Origin of the sequence: Vreelandella venusta (genome assembly GCF_007989605.1) — a bacterium.
In the GTDB taxonomy this organism is placed as follows: domain Bacteria; phylum Pseudomonadota; class Gammaproteobacteria; order Pseudomonadales; family Halomonadaceae; genus Vreelandella; species Vreelandella venusta.
In genome coordinates, this window is record NZ_BJUL01000046.1 from 1 (window position 1) to 6,148 (window position 6,148).

Sequence of the window (6,148 nt, forward strand, 5' to 3'; positions counted from 1 at the left end):
GGCAGGCTATGTGAGTGCATAGAATTCTTTTATGTACTTTTACCCTTTTACCCTTTTAGACGTTTTAAGGATATGAAAAATAAGGGAAAATAGCGTTAAAAGGGGACGGATTTGCGGTTAAAAGGGGACGGATTTGCGGTTAAAAGGGGACGGATTTGCGGCCTAAAGAGGGACGGATTTGCGGCCTAAAGGGACCTTGTGTATTTTGTCCCCATAATGTGCAAAAAGAGCAAGGCTATGGACCAGCTTCAGGTGTATAAGAGTAACGCTTTGATTGAGGCTCAATATCGGCTGAGCGTTGCTGAACAACGCATTATGTATGCGTGCATATCCCAGGTGCGCCGTGATCAGCCGATTACAGATGACGTGCTTTACAGCATAAGCGCTAGTGAGCTTGCAGAAATGTCGGGCACATCGACTAAGCAGGCTTACCGAGAGCTTGAGAAGGCTGCTTTGAGGCTTAAACGTCGTGATGTCCGGTTAATACAAGAACCCAATGGGCAAGGCCGTAAGCGTAAGGTCATGATTACGGGCTGGGTTCAAACAATCATCTATATCGAAGAAGAAGGGCGAGTAGAGCTCCGACTCACAAAAGACATGCTGCCGTATCTCACAAACCTCACTGAGCAGTTCACGAATTTTGCTCTGAGGGATGTGTCACGCATGACTAGCTCCTATGGACAGCGCCTCTACGAGCTTCTTATTCAGTGGCGTAGCTTGGGCCGGCGAGAAGTTTCCATTGATTGGCTACGCAATGCTTTTTTACTTGAAGGTAAATACCCAGCGCTTAAGGACTTTAAGCGGCGCGTACTTGAACCTGCCATCGAGCAGATAAACGAGCACAGCCCGCTGTGGGTGAAGTGGGACCAGCGCAAGACGGGGCGGCGCGTCTCTCATTTGGTGTTTACCTTCGGCGAGAAGCCCTCAGAAAAGCCCGTGAATGCACGAAAAGCAAAAGCCAGTGGAAATGCCAAAGGGAAAGACAAAAGCACCATAGGAGCCATATACGGCATTCCTCGCGCGGTCATTGAAACCAATGCCCGGGTAGGCGAGAGCTATGAGGATGCTGCATTACGTCTGCTGGAAGAGTCTAAGCACTCTGCGCGGTGAAAAGTCCTTGATCTGTTGATGCCATGGCTAACGCTCTATGGCCTGCTGACCTACTATGCAACCATGGCATGCAACGGATCAGACACCTATGCAATTCACCATCCCGCAATCCGCCAAACTGTACGGTAAACACCGTAGTACCGTTCACCGCCATATCGAGTCGGGCCGCCTTTCATGCACCTTGCGAGGCGATGGGGTACGTGTCATTGATATGGCTGAACTAGTGCGCTGCTATGGAGAGCCGGCGCATTTACCACCTGCGTTGCAACCAAACACAACTCAAGATCCAGAGCCTTTCCAACAGGCGATGTTGCAGGCGTTGCATGCCATGCACAGCGAGCTAGTGGCCTTGCGAGAAGAGGTACGACATCTACGTCAGTTGCCGGCACCTGATACAGAAACGCGCGCACAGGAGACAGGTGCTGATGATGACCCGCATGGGCTGCGAGCTATGGCCCGCAGCGCGTTTGCTCCACGTCAATCTACTGACGAGGACGACGAGATTTCATCGTAACCTCGTAAGCACCCCAGATAACCGTCCCTAGCATTATCAATAAGATGGGTGATATCCCGATAAAAAACTGTGCTGTTTCGCTCATGACAACGTCCTTTCTCAACGCGCTTGTCTTACCCTCATTCTACTGATAATGTTAGGTTTCTGTCGCTCGTTAGCGATCTGACGTGGTAGCGCTGGCCACGCAAAATTAACCAGCATTTTCCCCCAGCTTTATCGCTGTTTCTTCTGTTGGTCTCTATGCCAATATTCCCTTCAGCCCAGGCGATCGCCCGGCTATTCGCATGCCTGCCTGTTTGGCAGTATTCAATAGCAACGCCGTGTTATGTGTATTCACCGTTCTGTATTGCGCCGGCCGCAGTTTACCGCCTGCCGTCGCCACATGCCCTCGTTGCTTGCACGCTTGCCGTGCCCCCCTTTTGCTGGCACTAGCCAGCTTTTTATTGGCTCATCACGAGCTATCTGCACAACTGTTCGTCAGGTGGGCTCCCCACCTGACGAACAGCGATCCTCCACCGGCATCTGCCGTAAAGCGCCGCCACATGCGGCTTTTTTCGTTTTTCGTCGAACGAATTTCTCGACGAAAAACGACGAAAATGTCCTGGACGGACATTTTCACTCATGGTTTGGGCACCCATTGGGCAATGGGTGAGCGTACGCGCTAGGCCGGAGCTGCCGATTGTCACGTCGTGACAGATTGGTAGCGCGGGGGATGGCTCCCCCCATAGTACCCACCAAAAACCACAATCGATTTGCCCATTTTTGCCACCCCCTGGATCGGCGAGCGTCCGTAATGACTCGCGTAAAACTCAACAGTCGCTGCCGCGCGGCCACGGCTTCGCGGAGCACTAAAACAACCGATGGGGTGGGACATGAGTAGAAATTTCGGACTGGGATCACGCGACATGAGCAAAGCGGCACAATTTGCGCTGAATAACACCGTCCAGGCGAGCGGCATGGGGTTTTCTCATGCCGCCGAAACGGGGCGTAACTTTGCGCAATTTGCCGCGTTTGCACGCGAAAATGGCGTCAAGCAGATGGAGTACGTTAGCCGTGAACTCGTCATCGAATACGGGCAACAACTGGCCGACCGCGTCAGCAATCACGAGATCGGCCAAGGGCACGCGCAAAACGCTGTGTCCGCTATCAATACAGTGATGCGCGTTGCCACGCAGGGCGCGTGGCAACGCGTGAGCCCCACGCGTGAGTGCGGCATTGATCAGCGCAGCGCGATTCGTGAGACGCCGCCGACAGGGTTCGACAGGGCACTGTTGGAGCGCGGCGTAGCGGCACTGAATGAACGCGGAGTGGCCATTGCAGATCTCGCCCGTGAGCTAGGCCTACGCTCAAAAGAGGCTTCGCTGCTCAACGCCCATGCGGCACTCCGTGAGGCTGTCTCGCGAGGTGCCGTTACGATCACTGATGGCACCAAAGGGGGGAGAAGTCGCGAAATCCCGCTCACATCAGCGCGACAGATCGCCGTTTTAGAGCGTGCCGCCGCTGCGCAGGGAGCCGCCAGAGCGGTGATGCCTGCCGATCAAAACTGGAAATCTTGGCGTGAAAACGGGCTGCGCGAGATCCGCGAAACCCTGCAACAGCACGGGGTCAGCCGGTTGCATGATCTGCGGAGCGCCTACGCCTGCGACCGTTATCAACAAATCACTGGGTATGCCCCACCGATACTGGGAGGCCAGGCACCGCGTGATATTGACCGTGAGGCCCGCCTGCAAATCGCCGGCGAACTTGGCCACGGTCGGATCAGTATCACCAACAGTTACCTAGGGAGTAATGCATGAACGCGCTCATCAGCCGAGAACTGCGGCAAAAAATAGATCTGTACCGTCGGAAAGGGGGCAAAACGTCACGACGTAACACGGCTGCTCGTATCGAGCGATTTATCGAAGCCGTCGGGCATCCTCCTGAGCAAATTGGTAAACGCCATGTCTACGAATTTTATGAAAAACAGCAATTTGCGCCCAGCACGGAACGCGATTACCACTACGCAATTTGTCAGTTATGGACAATGCTCGGGCGAGCTGGTGAGCCGCCACCTCCACCCTCGATGCCGGAGCGAACACACGCATAATCGCTACCGGATTTTGGTCAAAACTGCACCGCATGCGGTGCAGTTTGATTGCTACTGCGAGTCACAGCACCCACCCTAAATTCATGCTGAATCGCTATCGCAACTGTGAGCGCCGTTGCCTGATTCGGGCCTGCAACCGTTGCCAATCCTCCCCAGGCACATACTGCTCAGCCCAGGCCAGCAGCAGCTCGGCCAATCGAGCATCGGGGATATCATTGGGATATGCAGTGGCATCATAGGCCACCCCCAGCAAATCCAGCTGTGCAGCTCGCTGAGCAGGCTCAGAGCCAAACGCGTACGCTAACAGCACCTCTAGCCATAAAGGCGCCTCAGCGCTCTGTATGGCCCGCGTGCGCGCCATTTACAGGTACTCCTCGGTGATCAGCGCAAACACTTTGCGCTTGGCATGGGCCAGGTCATTGTTCGCCAAGACGTGCCACTCATACTGCTCACTGCCAGGCGTGACTTCCTGCCCGACCGCGGCCCGATCTCGCTCATAACGGTATCGTGGCCCCAGGGGCACGGGCTGCCACTCGGTGACACGCTCACTGCTAAACACGGGTTTGAGGTCGCTGATTTTGCGAAGAGCCATGGCTGTTCACTCAAGGGGAGAGGTGTCTACAAGTGTAGACCAATAAACGTTAAAAAATAACGTTTAAATAACGACAGACAAAGAAAAGCCCGACCTTTTCGGGTCGGGCAGAATTCTTACATCGCTTCCTAGCGAACTCTGTTGAGCGTCCTGCTCATACGTCCATGAGATCATCAAGCGTTCCGTGCTCGGTCGTCCTTGCGCAAAGCGTCCATTGCTTAACGTACCTAAACCCTAGCTAAGGAGATTTGGCTATGCAAATTCTGAGCTATTTACGTGAAGATTTCACGCTTATCGGCCAAAATTCAACATTATCCCCATTATCTTGATTTTTGAGGCGCCAATTTTATGCCGCGAAGCGGTAACCGGGTTTTGGTGGGCATAGCCCACCACCTTGCCAAACAGGAAATTACTGGAGAACTGAAACAACAAAAAATAGAGCCGCTTGCGCCGTTATTTTCTGGGGGTACAATAAAAAAGAGGACAAGGAGACCCGGATGGCCCCAGGCAGTGAGATCGAGTATGACCTGCGTAAACAGCAAGACACCCTGCAGCATCGCGGCCTGGATTTTAACGATGCCCCTGCCGTTTTTGCCGGCAACACTTTCTCCATGATGGATGACCGCCAGGACTACGGCGAAGAGCGCATCATCACCGTGGGCAAGCTATCTGGCAAAGTGACTGTGATTGTCTGGACACAACGCGGAACAAAGCGCCGCATCATTTCCATGAGGTATGCCAATGAACGCGAACGACAACGGTACGAACAGCACTTGGTTTGATCCTGATGACGCTCCAGAGCTGACAAACGAATGGTTTGAAGCGGCACACCAGTATCATGGCAATACCATGGTGAAGCGTGGCCGTGGGCGGCCACCGATTCCAGAGAGTGAACGCAAGGTGCCCGTTAAGATTCGGTACGATCAGGACGTTGTAGAAGCTTTCAGACAAACAGGGAAAGGCTGGCAAACGCGAATGAACCAAGCTTTACGCCAATACCTGAAAGAACATAACGTTCATGAGCTTAACTAACCCCATCATAGCTACTACTAACTGATCTGGCTTTGTCAGATATTGTGCGAGTGTGCGGTGAACTTTTATAGAAAGTAAAAATATAATTTGGTATTTTTCTTCTTAAAAAAAGAAGCCATAGCATAGTAAACTGCTTCTATAGGGAAATTAAAATGAAACTTTCTAAAAAAATTTTGTTGGCTTTGATCCTAATTTTTTCAATAAAAACCCCAGCAATGTCAGAGAGTAGAAAAGATGCTTGGTATACCACTTCTAACGGAGGATCCTCCGTAATGGAAAGTATCCACGGGGCTTTATATGCATCTCTTTATGAAGCAAAAAGTGGTGAACCTAATGTATACATTGAAGCATATTCTCCAGAGTATTGTAGAGAAAATGGGGAACGCACAATACAGCATGATCCAGTGTCTATAAATGGAACACTTGTGCAGTTTTCCCAACATTGCAGAGGGGAGTGGAATCTATTTTTTGCCTCTACAGAACAAGGAACAAGGCATGTAATAAATCAGTTTAGAAGAAGCAACTCCGTTACTGTTGAGCATGGCGCTTTCACTTTTATATTCTCTGCCGTGGGTTTTATAGAACACTATAATAAATTAAGAAATAATCTTAATGCCATCTAAAAACCTGGATATCGGCTATAAACGCTGGCCAAGAATCAAAAATATGAGGCTTAAGTGGAGTGTACGGTGAGGTGCTTACACACTACCGCACTCCATTTGCCTGCATATTTTGTTGATAATGAAGCCGACACCATTCTGTATGTAATTACTGTGGGTTAGTGTCCCATGGATGTTGTGACTGTGGAGTAAAA

Annotated in this window: 9 protein-coding genes; 7 read left to right on the forward strand and 2 right to left on the reverse strand. The window is 51.5% G+C overall.

Annotation, left to right across the window (positions count from 1 at the left end; genetic code table 11):
• Positions 1 to 237 precede the first annotated feature (237 nt).
• From HVE01_RS19620 to HVE01_RS19635, 4 genes are all read left to right on the forward strand, one after another.
• Positions 238 to 1,110 carry a replication initiation protein gene (locus HVE01_RS19620; protein WP_146945474.1) on the forward strand — a complete coding sequence of 291 codons (873 nt, stop codon included), beginning with the start codon at positions 238 to 240 and terminating at the stop codon, positions 1,108 to 1,110.
• An 88-nt stretch (positions 1,111 to 1,198) separates the two neighbouring features.
• On the forward strand, positions 1,199 to 1,624 hold the full coding sequence (locus tag HVE01_RS19625; protein WP_146945475.1) for a helix-turn-helix domain-containing protein: 426 nt from the start codon (positions 1,199 to 1,201) through the stop codon (positions 1,622 to 1,624).
• A gap of 872 nt (positions 1,625 to 2,496) precedes the next feature.
• Complete coding sequence (locus tag HVE01_RS19630) at positions 2,497 to 3,420, forward strand: integrase domain-containing protein (RefSeq protein ID WP_146945476.1); 924 nt, start codon at positions 2,497 to 2,499, stop codon at positions 3,418 to 3,420.
• Entirely contained in the window at positions 3,417 to 3,710 is a 294-nt protein-coding gene (locus tag HVE01_RS19635) for a hypothetical protein (RefSeq protein ID WP_146945477.1), read from the forward strand. The genes HVE01_RS19630 and HVE01_RS19635 overlap by 4 nt, the downstream gene beginning before the upstream one ends.
• A 94-nt stretch (positions 3,711 to 3,804) precedes the next feature.
• Here the strand turns inward: HVE01_RS19635 and HVE01_RS19640 are convergent, their stop codons facing one another.
• Positions 3,805 to 4,071, reverse strand: coding sequence for a hypothetical protein (locus tag HVE01_RS19640; protein WP_146945478.1), 267 nt, complete (start codon positions 4,069 to 4,071; stop codon positions 3,805 to 3,807).
• Positions 4,072 to 4,302 carry a hypothetical protein gene (locus HVE01_RS19645; protein WP_146945479.1) on the reverse strand — a complete coding sequence of 77 codons (231 nt, stop codon included), beginning with the start codon at positions 4,300 to 4,302 and terminating at the stop codon, positions 4,072 to 4,074.
• Positions 4,303 to 4,799: 497 nt separating this feature from the next.
• Here HVE01_RS19645 and HVE01_RS19650 point away from each other — a divergent pair, with 497 nt between their 5' ends.
• From HVE01_RS19650 to HVE01_RS19660, 3 genes are all read left to right on the forward strand, one after another.
• On the forward strand, positions 4,800 to 5,084 hold the full coding sequence (locus HVE01_RS19650) for a BrnT family toxin (protein ID WP_146945480.1): 285 nt from the start codon (positions 4,800 to 4,802) through the stop codon (positions 5,082 to 5,084).
• Positions 5,044 to 5,334 (forward strand): BrnA antitoxin family protein, encoded by a 291-nt coding sequence (locus tag HVE01_RS19655; protein ID WP_146945481.1) that lies wholly within the window; start codon positions 5,044 to 5,046, stop codon positions 5,332 to 5,334. The genes HVE01_RS19650 and HVE01_RS19655 overlap by 41 nt, the downstream gene beginning before the upstream one ends.
• A 152-nt stretch (positions 5,335 to 5,486) precedes the next feature.
• A complete protein-coding gene (locus HVE01_RS19660; RefSeq protein ID WP_146945482.1) occupies positions 5,487 to 5,957 on the forward strand; it encodes a hypothetical protein in 471 nt (156 codons plus the stop codon).
• The last annotated feature ends 191 nt before the right edge of the window (positions 5,958 to 6,148 follow it).